The 12,297-nt window shown below is 63.2% G+C and carries 11 protein-coding genes and 1 tRNA gene; 8 read left to right on the top strand and 4 right to left on the bottom strand.

The window, feature by feature from the left end; genetic code table 11:
• The first annotated feature begins 1 nt into the window (after position 1).
• From GTW25_RS02435 to GTW25_RS02420, 4 genes are read left to right on the top strand one after another with little or no spacing between them, the layout of a single operon-like run.
• On the top strand, positions 2 to 847 hold the full coding sequence (locus GTW25_RS02435) for an ABC transporter permease (RefSeq protein WP_252910687.1): 846 nt from the start codon (positions 2 to 4) through the stop codon (positions 845 to 847).
• Positions 848 to 869: 22 nt separating this feature from the next.
• The gene (araD, locus tag GTW25_RS02430) at positions 870 to 2,603 is read left to right on the top strand and encodes an L-arabinonate dehydratase (RefSeq protein ID WP_252910382.1); all 1,734 of its coding nucleotides are present in this window, start codon (positions 870 to 872) and stop codon (positions 2,601 to 2,603) included.
• Positions 2,604 to 2,642: 39 nt separating this feature from the next.
• Positions 2,643 to 3,368 (top strand): ribonuclease activity regulator RraA, encoded by a 726-nt coding sequence (locus tag GTW25_RS02425; protein ID WP_252910381.1) that lies wholly within the window; start codon positions 2,643 to 2,645, stop codon positions 3,366 to 3,368.
• Positions 3,369 to 3,392: 24 nt separating this feature from the next.
• Positions 3,393 to 4,907: an aldehyde dehydrogenase (NADP(+)) gene (locus GTW25_RS02420; protein ID WP_252910380.1), complete on the top strand. Its 1,515-nt coding sequence runs from the start codon at positions 3,393 to 3,395 to the stop codon at positions 4,905 to 4,907.
• A 92-nt stretch (positions 4,908 to 4,999) separates the two neighbouring features.
• Here the strand turns inward: GTW25_RS02420 and GTW25_RS02415 are convergent.
• A tRNA-Thr gene (locus GTW25_RS02415) sits at positions 5,000 to 5,075 on the bottom strand.
• Positions 5,076 to 5,311: 236 nt separating this feature from the next.
• Here GTW25_RS02415 and GTW25_RS02410 point away from each other — a divergent pair.
• The 3 genes from GTW25_RS02410 (at position 5,312) to GTW25_RS02400 (ending at position 9,157) form a co-directional block, all read left to right on the top strand.
• Positions 5,312 to 5,803 carry a (2Fe-2S)-binding protein gene (locus GTW25_RS02410; RefSeq protein ID WP_252910379.1) on the top strand — a complete coding sequence of 164 codons (492 nt, stop codon included), beginning with the start codon at positions 5,312 to 5,314 and terminating at the stop codon, positions 5,801 to 5,803.
• Positions 5,804 to 5,921: 118 nt separating this feature from the next.
• Positions 5,922 to 8,276, top strand: a complete 2,355-nt coding sequence (locus GTW25_RS02405; protein WP_252910378.1) for a xanthine dehydrogenase family protein molybdopterin-binding subunit — start codon at positions 5,922 to 5,924, stop codon at positions 8,274 to 8,276.
• Positions 8,277 to 8,353: 77 nt separating this feature from the next.
• Positions 8,354 to 9,157: an FAD binding domain-containing protein gene (locus tag GTW25_RS02400; protein ID WP_252910377.1), complete on the top strand. Its 804-nt coding sequence runs from the start codon at positions 8,354 to 8,356 to the stop codon at positions 9,155 to 9,157.
• 34 nt (positions 9,158 to 9,191) lie between these two features.
• Here the strand turns inward: GTW25_RS02400 and GTW25_RS02395 are convergent, their stop codons facing one another.
• Complete coding sequence (locus tag GTW25_RS02395; RefSeq protein ID WP_252910376.1) at positions 9,192 to 9,830, bottom strand: cation efflux transmembrane domain-containing protein; 639 nt, start codon at positions 9,828 to 9,830, stop codon at positions 9,192 to 9,194.
• Between the two features lie 72 nt (positions 9,831 to 9,902).
• On the opposite strand from GTW25_RS02395, the gene GTW25_RS02390 reads away from it, so the two are divergent.
• Positions 9,903 to 10,316 carry a MerR family transcriptional regulator gene (locus tag GTW25_RS02390; RefSeq protein ID WP_252910375.1) on the top strand — a complete coding sequence of 138 codons (414 nt, stop codon included), beginning with the start codon at positions 9,903 to 9,905 and terminating at the stop codon, positions 10,314 to 10,316.
• Here GTW25_RS02390 and GTW25_RS02385 read toward each other — a convergent pair.
• Both GTW25_RS02385 and GTW25_RS02380 read right to left on the bottom strand, forming a co-directional pair.
• The gene (locus GTW25_RS02385; RefSeq protein WP_252910374.1) at positions 10,310 to 11,224 is read right to left on the bottom strand and encodes a DMT family transporter; all 915 of its coding nucleotides are present in this window, start codon (positions 11,222 to 11,224) and stop codon (positions 10,310 to 10,312) included. The two genes, GTW25_RS02390 and GTW25_RS02385, sit on opposite strands and share 7 nt — an antisense overlap.
• Positions 11,221 to 12,168: an NAD(P)H-dependent flavin oxidoreductase gene (locus GTW25_RS02380; RefSeq protein ID WP_252910373.1), complete on the bottom strand. Its 948-nt coding sequence runs from the start codon at positions 12,166 to 12,168 to the stop codon at positions 11,221 to 11,223. Before GTW25_RS02380 ends, GTW25_RS02385 begins: the two co-directional genes overlap by 4 nt.
• Between the last annotated feature and the right edge of the window lie 129 nt (positions 12,169 to 12,297).

Raw genomic sequence — 12,297 nt, 5'->3', positions numbered from 1 at the left:
CATGGCGGACGAATCTGCCGCCGCCCGTTCCGGGCAATTCGGACAGGTCGAACGACAGCTCGGCACTGTGGAGATGATCTGGCGCGTCGGCGCGGTGCGCAAGACGGCGATCATCCTCGTCCTGGCCATCGCCTGGCAACTCTATGCGACCTATCTCAACAATCCGCTGCTGTTCCCGACCCTGAGCGATACGTTTCAGGCGCTGTACCGGCGCACGATGGATGGCACGCTGCCCAACCGCATGTGGACGACGCTCAAGATCCTGCTGACCGGCTATGCGATCGGCACGATTCTTGCGGCCGTACTCACCGTTCTGGCGATCAATACCCGCATCGGAACGGACTTCCTGGAAACGATGACGGCCATGTTCAATCCGTTGCCGGCCATCTCGCTTTTGCCGCTGGCGCTGATCTGGTTCGGCCTGGGACCGGCATCGCTTGTCTTCGTGCTGATCCATTCGGTGCTGTGGGCCGTGGCGCTCAACACCCATACAGGCTTCACCAGCGTCTCGCAGACATTGCGCATGGTCGGGGCGAATTACGAGTTGCGCGGGATTCCCTACGTGATCAAAATCCTGATTCCAGCGGCGTTCCCCTCGATCCTGACCGGCCTCAAGATCGGCTGGGCCTTCGCCTGGCGTACATTGATCGCCGCCGAGTTGGTCTTCGGGGTCTCTTCGGGTCAGGGCGGCCTTGGCTGGTTCATCTTCGAGAACCGCAACCTGCTTCGCATACCGGATGTCTTCGCGGGGCTTTTGACGGTCATCATCATCGGTCTTTTCGTGGAGAACGTGATCTTCCAGACCATCGAGCGCAGGACGATCGCCAAATGGGGCATGAAGGGCTGAGCCCGGAGGGATAATTATGTCGATGACAAGAAAATCCCCGGCGTCGCTGCGCTCGGCGCGCTGGATGGTTCCGGACGACCAGCGCTCCTTCGGACACCGCTCGCGTACCATGCAGATGGGCTATGATCCCGAGGATTGGGAAGGCAAGCCGATCGTTGCCATCCTCAACACCTGGTCGGACGCCCAGCCCTGCCACATGCACTTCAAGGACCGCGTGGAATGGGTCAAGCGCGGCGTCTTGCAGGCCGGCGGATTTCCCATGGAGCTTCCGGCGCTGTCGCTGTCGGAGAACTTCGTCAAGCCGACGACCATGCTCTATCGCAACATGCTGGCGATGGAGACCGAGGAGCTTTTGCGCAGCCACCCGGTCGACGGAGCCGTTCTGATGGGCGGCTGCGACAAGACCACGCCCGGCCTCGTGATGGGCGCGGTCTCGATGGGGCTGCCGTTCGTCTTCCTGCCGGCCGGGCCGATGCTGCGGGGCAATTATGCAGGCAAGGCGCTGGGTTCGGGTACGGACGGCTTCAAATATTGGGACGAGCGACGCGCCGGAACCATCTCGCAGGAGGAATGGCAGGGCATCGAAGGCGGCATCGCGCGCTCCTATGGCCATTGCATGACCATGGGAACCGCCTCCACCATGACCGCCATTGCCGAGGCGATGGGACTGACGCTGCCCGGCGCGTCGTCCATTCCCGCCGCCGACGCCAACCATCAGCGCATGTCCACCCAATGCGGCCGGCGCATCATCGAGATGATCTGGGAGGATTTGACGCCCGACAAGATCATCACGCCCGCCGCCGTGCGCAATGCCGTTACGGTCGCCATGGCGACCGGCTGCTCGACAAACGCGATCATCCACTTGATCGCCATGGCACGGCGCGCAGGCGTGCCACTCGAACTGGATGACCTCGACCGCGTCGGACGCGCCACGCCGGTCATCGCCAATATCCGTCCGTCCGGCCAGACCTACCTCATGGAAGATTTCTTCTATGCCGGCGGTCTGCGCGCGCTGATGAAGCAACTGGGCGACCGGCTCGACGAAAGCGCGATTACCGTGACCGGCAAGCCGCTGACCGACGGGCTCGACAAGGTGAAGATCTTCAACGAGGACGTCATCCGCCCACTCTCGAACCCGGTCTACCATGAGGGCTCGCTGGCGGTTCTGAAGGGCAATCTGTGCCCGGACGGCGCGGTCATCAAGCCAGCCGCGTGCGATCCGAAATTCCACAAGCACACAGGCCCGGCACTCGTCGCCGACAGCTATGCCGAACTGAAGAAGATCATCGACGATCCCGACTACCCGATGACGCCGGATACCGTGCTCGTTCTGCGTAATGCCGGTCCGCAAGGCGGGCCGGGCATGCCCGAATGGGGTATGATCCCGATGCCCAAAGCGTTGCTCAAGCTCGGCCTGCGCGACATGGTGCGTATTTCCGATGCGCGCATGTCGGGTACGTCGTTCGGGGCGTGCGTGCTGCATGCGGCCCCGGAAGCCTATGTCGGCGGGCCGCTGGCTTTGCTCAAGACGGGCGATATGGTCGAGCTCGACATCCCGGCCCGCCGTCTGGACATGCGCGTCGACGAGGACGAGATCGCGCGGCGACGCGCGGAATGGGTCGCCCCGCCGCCACGTTACGAACGTGGCTACGGCTTCATGTTCACCAAACATATCGAACAGGCCGACAAAGGATGCGACTTCGATTTCCTGCGCACCGAATATGGCAGGCCGGTCGACGAGCCGGTCATCAACTAGGCCGCAGCCCTTTCCACCTTCCAACCGATGCGAGACGAGATGAACGACTATACGCTTTCCGACGAAACCCGCGCCAAGCTGTCGAAGATTTCAACCGCTTCCGTTGCCACGGCACTGTTCAAGCGCGGGCTGCGCAACCAGTTCATCCAGGGCGTATCGCCGATCAACTGGAAAGGCACGACCATGGTCGGTCAGGCCTTCACCCTGCGCTACATTCCCGCCCGCGAGGACCGCAACCCGATCGAAGTTTTCCGCAACGCCGACCATCCGCAGCGTGTGGCGATGGAACGGTGCCCTCCCGGCCATGTGCTGGTGATGGACAGCCGCAAGGATGCGCGCGCCGCGTCGGCCGGCTCGATCCTGATCACGCGACTGGCGATGCGCGGATGCGCCGGCGTCGTCTCCGACGGCGGGTTCCGCGACGCCGAAGGCATCGGCAAACTCGACATGCCGGCCTACCACCAGCGCCCGAGCGCGCCGACCAATCTCACATTGCACGAGGCGCTCGACCTCAACGTTCCGATCTCCTGCGGCGACGCACCGGTGTTTCCGGGCGACGTGATGCTCGGCGACGGCGATGGGGTGATGGTCATCCCCGCCCATCTTGCAGACGAGATCGCCGCCGAATGCACCGGCATGGAGAGCTTCGAGGATTTCGTTCTCGAACAGGTTCAGGCGGGCGCATCGATCATCGGCCTCTATCCATCGACGAAGGAAGACAACCAGAAGAAATTCGCCGAATGGCGCGAAAAGGCTGGACGCTGAGCCACCCGAACGAAAGGTTACCCAATGAGCTACACCCCCACCGGCCGGCACCTCATCGCCGGCGAATGGGTTGCAAGCGATGCGACCTTCACCTCCGATCCCGCGCACGGCCCCTCTCATAATTTCGGCGTAGGGACGCCCGAACAGGTCGCGCGGGCGTGCGATGCCGCCGAAGCCAGCTTCGAGGCCTATGCTGCCACCACGCGCGAGCAGCGCGCGGCTTTCCTCAACGCCATCGCCGACGAGATCGAGGTGCGGGCGGCGTCGATCACGGAAATCGGCACGCAGGAAACGGGTCTTCCCGAAGCGCGGCTCAATGGCGAACGTGGACGCACCACGGGCCAGCTTCGCCTGTTCGCCGATCACATTTTGAAAGGCGACTACCTCGATCGGCGCGTGGATGTAGCTGAGCCGGATCGTCAGCCTGCGCCGCGCCCGGAGATTCGCATGATGCAGCGTCCCATCGGCCCCGTGGCCGTTTTCGGTGCTTCGAACTTCCCGCTCGCTTTCTCCACGGCCGGCGGCGATACCGCAGCCGCGCTTGCGGCCGGCTGCCCGGTCGTCGTGAAGGGGCATTCGGCCCACCCCGGCACCGGCGAGATCGTCGCCGAAGCAATCGACGCCGCGCGAAGCGCCTGTGGCATGCCGGCCGGTGTGTTCAGCCTCGTCCAGGGCGGGGATCGCAGCGTCGGCGAGGCGCTGGTAAAGCATCCCTTTATCAAGGCGGTCAGCTTTACCGGATCCCTGCGCGGTGGACGCGCGCTCTTCGATCTTTGCGCGGCGCGGCCCGAGCCTATCCCGTTTTTCGGAGAACTGGGTTCCGTCAATCCGATGTTCGTGCTGCCCGATGCGATCGGCGCGCGGGCTGACAGTCTCGGTGCGGGTTGGGCCGGTTCGCTGACGATGGGGGCGGGGCAGTTCTGCACCAATCCGGGCGTCGCGGTCGTCGTCGAAGGCGCCGACGCCGACCGTTTCGTTTCGGCCACCGCGAAGGCGCTTGAAAAAGTCGCGCCGCAAACGATGCTCACGGACGGCATTGCGCAGGCTTATCGTGACGGCCAGGCCCGTTTCACCGGCAGCAATGCGGTGAAACCGGTTCTGGTCACCGAAACCGAGGGACGAATCGTCTCGCCGAGCCTGCTCGAGGTGAAGGGCGAAGCGTTTCTTGCCGACCACGGACTTGGAGAGGAAGTTTTCGGACCGCTCGGGCTCGTCGTCAGGGTCGGTTCTCTCGCCGAGATGGAGACGCTTGCCCGCAATTTCAGTGGCCAGCTCACCGCGACGCTGCATATGGACGACGGCGACCTGCCTGCCGCCCGCCGCTTGCTTCCAATTCTCGAACGCAAGGCCGGCCGCGTGCTGGTCAACGGTTTTCCCACAGGCGTCGAAGTGGTCGATTCCATGGTTCACGGCGGACCCTATCCCGCTTCGACGAATTTTGGCGCGACGTCGGTGGGCACGCTGTCGATTCGCCGCTTCACGCGCCCGGTCGCCTATCAGAACCTGCCGGAAGCCCTCCTGGAGTGTGATCTGAGATAGGGGTCTTCGGGGCTTCGGCCCCAACTTGTCCAAAAAGTCGTGGCCGGCGGTGGCCCGGTCATGCGCATTTTTGACTTCGCCTGGCTGGGAAGTGGTGCCGCTTAGGTGACTCGAACACCTGACCCCATCATTACGAATGATGTGCTCTACCAACTGAGCTAAAGCGGCCCGTCGGGCAGTCGGCAGGCGACTCCCGTAAGCGAGCGCTTGATAGCTTTATCGGTTTCCGAATTCAAGCGTCTTCGCGCGCAAATGTTTGACGGAACGTCGTCCCGCGCGCCGGCGCGATATCGACGAAGTGATGCGACCTTGGTGGCAGTCGTCATGAGCGGCATGGACTCTTGGCCAAGCTGCGTTAGAGTTTCCTTGATTGTCTCTCGACAAGCATAACCGGAGGAGCACGCATGTCGGACGTTTCAATGGTCGTGAATGGCCGAAAGGTAACGGGCAACGTCGAGGATCGAACGCTGCTCGTCCAGTATCTTCGCGAAAATCTCGGACTGACCGGCACGCATGTCGGTTGCGACACCTCGCAATGCGGTGCATGCGTCGTCCATCTCGACGGCAAGGCGATCAAGTCCTGCTCGATCCTCGCGGTTCAGGCGTCCGGCTCCGAAGTCACCACGATCGAGGGGCTCGCCCCTGATGCCGATCTCCATCCCATGCAGGCCGCGTTCAAGGAGCATCACGGGCTGCAATGCGGCTTCTGCACGCCGGGCATGATCATGACCGCCGTGGACATGGTGCGCCGGCATCCCGGAGGTCTGGACGAAAAGACCGTCCGCAACGACCTCGAAGGCAATATCTGCCGCTGCACCGGCTATCACAACATCGTCAAGTCGGTGCTGGCCGGCGCCGAGGCGATGTCGGGCAAGACGGAAACGAAAGCGGCTTAGGGAAGGGCAAACGGGAAAAGGGAGTAGGGAAGGCACGTTAAACGCTGGTTGATCTTCCCTCTTTCCCTTCTCCCTTGTTCCCTGCCTCGTATCGCAACGCTCTGGGAGGAGAATGTTCATGGGTATCGAAGGCATCGGCGCCCGCGTGGCGCGCAAGGAAGACAAGCGATTCATCACAGGTGCGGGACGCTATGTCGACGACATGGTCGTTCCCGGCATGAAGCATGCCGCCTTCGTGCGCTCGCCGCACGCACATGCGCAGATCAAGGGAATCGACGTCGAGGCGGCTCGGGCGATGCCGGGCGTGATCGACGTCCTTGTCGGCAAGCAGATCAAGGCCGACGGCATCGGCAATCTCATTTGCGGCTGGATGGTTCATTCCAAAGACGGATCGCCCATGAAGATGGGCGCATGGTCGCCGCTCGCCGTCGATCGCGTGCGCTATGTCGGCGATGCGGTCGCGATCGTGGTGGCCGAGACGAAAGGTCAGGCGCGCGATGCGGCCGAGGCCGTCGAGGTCGACTACGCCGAACTCGACGCGGTGACCGAAGCGCCGGCCGCGCTCGAAGGTGGAGCGCCGCAGCTTCATCCCGAAGCCGAGGGCAATCTGATCTTCGACTGGGGCTTGGGCGACGAGGCGGCGACCGACACGGCGCTGGCTTCTGCCGCGCATACCGTCGAACTCGAGATCGTCAACAACCGGCTGGTGCCGAACGCGATGGAGCCGCGCGCCGCGCTTGGGCACTACAACAAGGCCGAAGACCACTACACTTGCTGGACGACCTCGCAGAACCCGCATGTCGCGCGCCTCGTCATGAGCGCGTTCTACAATGTCGCGCCGGAAAACAAGCTGCGCGTCATCGCACCCGATGTCGGCGGCGGCTTCGGCTCCAAGATTTATATCTATCCCGAAGAGATCGTCTGCCTGTGGGCGTCGAAGAAGACCGGTGTGCCGGTCAAATGGGTCGCCGACCGCACAGAGAGCTTCCTGACCGACGCGCATGGCCGCGACCACCATACCAAGGTGAAGATGGGCTTTGACGCGGACCACAGGATCGTCGGGCTGAAGGTCGACACCATCGCCAATCTTGGCGCCTATATGTCGCTGTTCTCATCGGCAACGCCGACCTATCTCTACGCCACGCTGCTGTCCGGCCAGTACGACATTCCGGCGATCTACGGAAACGTGCGTGCGGTTTATACCAACACCGCTCCGGTTGACGCCTATCGCGGGGCAGGGCGGCCGGAAGCGACCTATGTGCTGGAGCGCACGATGGAGACGGCCGCGCGTCAGCTCGGCGTCTCGCCGGCCGAATTGCGGCGCAAGAACTTCGTCAAATCCTTCCCGCACCAGACGCCGGTCATCATGAACTACGACACCGGCGACTTCGCCGCCTCGCTGGACGCGGCGTTGAAGGAGGCCGACTATGCCGGTTTCGAGAAGCGTCGCGAGGAAGCGAAGGGACGCGGCAAGCTGCGCGGCATCGGCATGAGCTGCTACATCGAGGCATGCGGCATCGCGCCGTCCGCTGCCGTCGGCTCGCTCGGTGCAGGCGTCGGCTTGTGGGAATCGGCGGAAGTGCGCGTCAATGCGGTCGGCACGATCGAGGTCCTGACCGGATCGCACAGCCATGGGCAGGGTCACGAGACGACCTTTGCACAGCTCGTCTCGCAGCGCCTCGGCGTCGGGATCGACACGATCAATATCGTGCACGGCGACACCGACAAGGTGCAGATGGGCATGGGCACCTACGGCTCGCGCTCCGGCGCGGTCGGCATGTCGGCCATCGTCAAGGCGCTCGACAAGGTCGAGGCCAAGGCGAAGAAGATCGCGGCGCATCTGATGGAGGCCGACGAAGGCGACATCGTCATCGAGAACGGCGAACTGAAAGTCGCCGGCACCGACAAGACGGTTCCCTGGTTCCAACTGGCGCTTGCCGCCTATACCGCCCACAACCTGCCGCAGGGCATGGAGCCGGGCCTGAAGGAAACCGCGTTTTACGATCCGACCAACTTCACCTTCCCGGCCGGCTGCTACATCTGCGAGGTCGAGATCGATCCCGACACGGGCAGGACGGAGATCGTGCAGTTCGTCGCCGCCGACGATTTCGGCAACATCATCAATCCGATGATCGTCGAAGGGCAGGTGCATGGAGGTGTCGCGCAGGGCATCGGGCAGGCATTGCTGGAAGGCACGCGATACGACGAGACGACCGGCCAGCTCATCACGGCAAGCTTCATGGACTACACCATGCCGCGCGCCGACGATTTGCCGTCGTTCCGGATTTCGACGCAGACAACACCTTGTCCCGGCAATCCGCTCGGCATCAAGGGGTGTGGGGAAGCGGGCGCGATCGGCTCTCCGCCGGCCGTCATCAATGCCATCACGGATGCGATCGGCACGAACGAACTGACCATGCCTGCCACGCCGCAAAAGGTGTGGGCGGCTTTGAGGAGCGCAACGAGACATTGAGGGGGGGAATGAAGGAAAGTGATCTGAAGGGCAGCTTTCCCTCCTCCCATTTCCCATCCCTTCACCGGAGGTGAACCATGTACCAGACCACCTATCACCGTGCCTCTTCCCTCGAAGATGCGGCAAAGCTCCACGCCGGGGGCGATGATCCGAAATTCGTCGCAGGCGGAATGACGCTCATTCCGGCGATGAAGACGCGTCTTTCCGCTCCGTCCGACCTGATCGACCTTCGCCATATAGATGGCATGAAGGGCATCAGGATTTCCGGGCAGCAAGTGGAGATCGGTGCGCTGACGACCCATGCCGATCTTGCCCAATCGAAGGAACTCGAAAAAGCATGCCATTCGCTGCATTACATGGCGAACCATGTCGGCGATCCGCTGGTGCGTCATCTCGGCACCATGGGTGGTTGCGTGGCCAATAACGATCCCGCGCAGGACTATCCGGCGGCGCTGTTGGCACTCGATGCGACCATTATCACGACCAGCCGCGAGATGAAGGCGGATGACTTCTTCACCGGTCTGTTCGAAACGGCACTGGAGGAAGGCGAGATCGTCAAGGCGGTGCGCTTCACCGCGCCTGACCAGTGCGGCTACGAAAAATTCCGTAACCCGGCCTCCCGCTACGCGATGACCGGTGTATTCGTCGCCAAAGGCGCTGGTGGCGTGCGCGTCGCCGTCACGGGCGCGGGCGACAACGGCGTCTATCGCGAAACGGAAATGGAAGAAAAGCTCGCCGCGAACTTTTCGGCCGACGCGCTTGAAGGCGTGACGGTGTCGCCCAGCAACATGATGTCGGACATCCACGCCTCGGCCGAATACCGCGCAAACCTCGTGGTGGTCATGGCAAAACGAGCGGTGGCGAAGGCTGCGGGACACTGACAGACTGGGGCGGCTTCGTGCCGCCCCGTCTCTATCAGTGAGCATGATCATGTGCGATGGCGCCGCCTGATTTCCATTCGGCCCACGCCTGATGCAGGATCTGCCAGGCCGAGTAGAGGAACAGCCCCGCCATGATCCCGGCGACGATCAGATCGGGCCAAGCGGTCGCGCTTCCCCATACGCCGAGCGCGGCGATCATGACGGCGACGTTGCCGATCGCGTCGTTGCGCGAGCACAGCCAGACCGAGCGCACATTGGCGTCGCCGTCCTTGTAGGCCATCAGGATGACCACGCTGAGGAGGTTAGCGCTGAGAGCCATGAAGCCGATGACGCCCATCACGCCGGCATCCGGCATGTCCTGAAACACGACGCGGTAAACGGTCGAACCGAACACCCACAGGCCAATGACGATCAGGCTCGTGCCCTTTGCGAAGGCGGCGGTGGCGCGCACGCGCAGCGAGGCGCCGATGACCGCGAGCGAGATGCCGTAGGTCATCGCATCGGCGAAGAAGTCGAGCGCGTCGGCCTTCAGCGCCTGCGACCCGGCCATCGTGCCGGCGGTCATTTCCACCACGAACATCGCGGCGTTGATGATCAGCACGGCCCAGAGCCGCCGCTTGTAGCTGTCCGACATGCCGTCGAAAACGTGAGTTTGGCCGCAGGAGGCGCTCATCGCTGATCCCCTTGATTGATCGAGGACCAATACATAATCTCTCTAGTGGCTGGAGGTTCAAGAGGGTTTTAGATGTTTTCGATTGGCGATCTTTCACGGCGAACCGGCGTCAAGGTGCCCACGATCCGCTATTACGAGGATGTCGGCCTGATCACGCCTGCGGAGCGCAGCGAGGGCAATCAACGGCGTTTCGGACGCCCGGAACTCGACCGGCTCGCCTTCATCCGCCATGCGCGCGATCTCGGCTTCTCCATCGATGCCATCCGCGATCTGCTCGACCTGTCGGGCCATCCCGAACGCACATGCCACGCCGCCGACGAAATCGCCGCCGAGCAGTTATCGGCCGTGCGCGCGCGCATCGCGCGCCTGCAAAGACTGGAGCGGGAACTGGTGCGCATGACCCGGCACTGCGCGGGACACACTGTCGGCGAGTGCGATGTCCTGCGCTCGCTGGCCGATCACGATCTATGCGCCGAAGATCACTGAATTGAAGCGGCAGCCCTTCGGTTGATGCGCTCGCGCCATGCGATCGTGAGCGCGCCCGCGATGATCAGCCCTGCGCCGATCCAGCTTGCTGTCGTCGGCGACTGCGCGAAGACCAGATAGTCGTAGAACGCGGCAAAGATCAGCGACAGATAGAAGAACGGCATGACGAAGCTGGCGTCGCCGCGCCGCAGAGCCTGAATGAAAAGCGCCTGCACGCAGATCATCGTCGCGCCGAGCATCACCATCAAGAGCCACTGATCCGGCGTCGGCCAGACCCAGACGAAACTCGCGATCGAAACGGCAAGCGCCGCTCCGATGAAATTGTTGATGGCGAGGATGCGCAGCGGCGGTTCGGAATCGGCGAGCTTCTTGATGAGGATCGCTTCTGCTCCGCCGAACAACGCTGCCAGCAGCGCGATCAGCGCCGCCGGCTGAAATGCGCTGGAACCTGGCTGGACGATTGCCAGTACTCCAAGAAAGGCGATAGCGGCCGCGGCCCAACGCCAGGGGCCGACGCGTTCGCCCAGAAGCGGGATCGCCAGGATCATCGCCACCACGGGATTGAGGAAGGAGATCGCGTTGGCGTCGGCCAGCCGCATCAGGCCGGCCGCCGCGAAGAGCGAACTGACGGTGGCCCAGCCGAACAGCACCCGCAATATGTGGTTCGACCAGCGCGCCCCTTTGAGCGAGGGTCGATATGCAAGCAGGAATGGCGTCAGCGCGATCGCCGCGAAGACGAAGCGGCCGGCCGAAATCTGGAATGGGTGCAAAGGCGTTTCACTGCCGCCCGCCGGTCCGAGGATTTTTGCGATCAGCGTCGTGCCGGCGACGAGCGCGCAGGCCGCAATCATGCAAAGGACCGCCGTCAGTGCGTCGCTCGGCCGCCGAACGATATTCGCCGACGTCACGCGGCGAGCTTTTTACGGGCGGCGTCGTATTCGCGCTTCAGTCTTTCGACCAGCTCCGCAGCGCCGACCACGCCGTCGATCGCGCCGATGCCCTGTCCGCAGCCCCATATTTCCTTCCATGCCTTTGCGCTGCCGAAATCCATCTTGGACGGGTCGGATTCGGGCAGGTTCTCCGGATCCATTCCCTGCGCGACGATCGAGCCCTTGAGGTAGTTGCCGTGGATACCGGTGAAGAGGTTCGAATAGACGATGTCGGCGGCTTTCGAATCGACGATCATCTGCTTGTAGCCGTCGCTTGCGCGCGCCTCGCGCGTGGCGATGAAGGGCGAGCCGATATAGGCCATGTCCGCACCCATCGCCTGCGCGGCGAGCACCGCGCCGCCATTGGCGATCGCGCCCGAGAGCAAGAGCGGGCCGTCGAACCACTGGCGGATTTCCTGGATCAGCGCGAAGGGCGACAGCGTGCCGGCATGGCCGCCAGCACCTGTTGCCACGGCGATCAGTCCGTCCGCGCCGCGCTTGATGGCGTTGCGGGCGTGCCGGTCGTGGATGATATCGTGCAGGACGATGCCACCATAGGAGTGGACGGCCTGATTGAGCTCCTCGACAGCGCCGAGCGAGGAAATGACGATCGGCACCTTGTATTTGACGCACAGCGCCAGGTCTTCCTCCAGCCTCACATTGGACTTGTGGACGATCTGGTTGACGGCGAAGGGCGCGGCCTTGGTATCGGGGTTCGCGGCGTCGTGCGCGGCAAGGTTCTCGGTGATCTCAGCCAGCCATTCGTCGAGCTGAGAAGCCGGCCGTGCATTGAGCGCCGGGAAGGAGCCGACGATCCCCGCCTTGCACTGCGCCAGCACCAGCGGCGGATGGGAGATGATGAACAGCGGGGCGCCGACGACGGGAAGGCGAACATTTGTCTTCAGGATATCCGGCAGCGCCATTCGGTCCTCCGCAGTTTGACGTTTTCGTAAACGTCATTACTACCAAGCGCGACGCGGGGGCAAGTTGAGTGAAGCTGGACTGGCCGCACATCGCGCATTGAAGAGCGGCAATTGCGACGTTAGAGCTTT

Source organism: Aliihoeflea aestuarii (assembly GCF_024105665.1).
GTDB lineage: Bacteria > Pseudomonadota > Alphaproteobacteria > Rhizobiales > Rhizobiaceae > Aliihoeflea > Aliihoeflea aestuarii.
Note: the sequence above shows the minus strand (reverse complement) of the source record. Positions and strands in the feature narration are given on the sequence as shown.

Bases quoted from the DNA above. Each gene is read 5' to 3' on its own strand.
- GTW25_RS02435 (WP_252910687.1), top strand. From the start codon at position 2: ATGGCGGACGAATCTGCCGCCGCCCGTTCCGGGCAATTCGGACAGGTC.
- araD (WP_252910382.1), top strand. From the start codon at position 870: ATGACAAGAAAATCCCCGGCGTCGCTGCGCTCGGCGCGCTGGATGGTT.
- GTW25_RS02425 (WP_252910381.1), top strand. From the start codon at position 2,643: ATGAACGACTATACGCTTTCCGACGAAACCCGCGCCAAGCTGTCGAAG.
- GTW25_RS02420 (WP_252910380.1), top strand. From the start codon at position 3,393: ATGAGCTACACCCCCACCGGCCGGCACCTCATCGCCGGCGAATGGGTT.
- GTW25_RS02410 (WP_252910379.1), top strand. From the start codon at position 5,312: ATGTCGGACGTTTCAATGGTCGTGAATGGCCGAAAGGTAACGGGCAAC.
- GTW25_RS02405 (WP_252910378.1), top strand. From the start codon at position 5,922: ATGGGTATCGAAGGCATCGGCGCCCGCGTGGCGCGCAAGGAAGACAAG.
- GTW25_RS02400 (WP_252910377.1), top strand. From the start codon at position 8,354: ATGTACCAGACCACCTATCACCGTGCCTCTTCCCTCGAAGATGCGGCA.
- GTW25_RS02395 (WP_252910376.1), bottom strand. From the start codon at position 9,830: ATGAGCGCCTCCTGCGGCCAAACTCACGTTTTCGACGGCATGTCGGAC.
- GTW25_RS02390 (WP_252910375.1), top strand. From the start codon at position 9,903: ATGTTTTCGATTGGCGATCTTTCACGGCGAACCGGCGTCAAGGTGCCC.
- GTW25_RS02380 (WP_252910373.1), bottom strand. From the start codon at position 12,168: ATGGCGCTGCCGGATATCCTGAAGACAAATGTTCGCCTTCCCGTCGTC.